Origin of the sequence: Rhodococcus sp. T7 (genome assembly GCF_009872365.1) — a bacterium.
Taxonomy (GTDB): Bacteria; Actinomycetota; Actinomycetes; order Mycobacteriales; family Mycobacteriaceae; genus Rhodococcus_F.
Window position 1 is genome coordinate 1 of the sequence record NZ_WXYH01000303.1, and the last position, 574, is coordinate 574.

The 574-nt window shown below is 69.3% G+C and carries 1 protein-coding gene; it reads left to right on the top strand.

Annotated elements, in window-relative coordinates; genetic code table 11:
• The coding region (locus tag MLGJGCBP_RS24095) for a hypothetical protein (RefSeq protein WP_201453185.1) at positions 1 to 574 on the top strand (574 nt) is incomplete at both ends.

The following is a 574-nucleotide window of genomic DNA, read 5'->3' on the forward strand; positions in this document are numbered from 1 at the left end:
CTGGAGGTCGTCGATGGCGATCGCGTATTCGCTCGCCGCGAGCTGATCGACGGGATCGGGCTGCGTGCGGACCACCCGCGGTGGCTGGCCCGTGTGGTCGTCCTCGAGTCTTCGCTCGTGTGGCCGAACGCGTCGTGGGCGGCGGGAACAGTCAACTTCACCGACGCGTCCCTGCCACCTTCCCGCTTGGTGGGAGCCGACGGTGGGGTGCAGATGACTGGCGGCGAGGACCTGTGGGACACGATCGTGCCCGAGGACTTCTGGGATCCCCGCTGGGTGCTCGGGGACGAGGAACCCGGCGACGGCGTGCAGTGCCTCGCCGAGCACGACGACGTGGGTCTGGTGGTCGCGCCCGACTTATACGAGCCGGAACCGATTGCGCCGCGCGAGGTCGTCGTCGATCCGCCGACGCTGTGCGGACCGGACTTTGCTGCCCATGTCGAGACACCCGAGCCGGCACCGCCCGAGCCGCCCGCATCTCCGGGGCTGACTGGTCTTGCCCTCGATCCCCGCGACCCGTCTGATCTTGCCCGCATCGTCGAGAACCAGGGCGAGCTTGTCGCCTACGCGGACA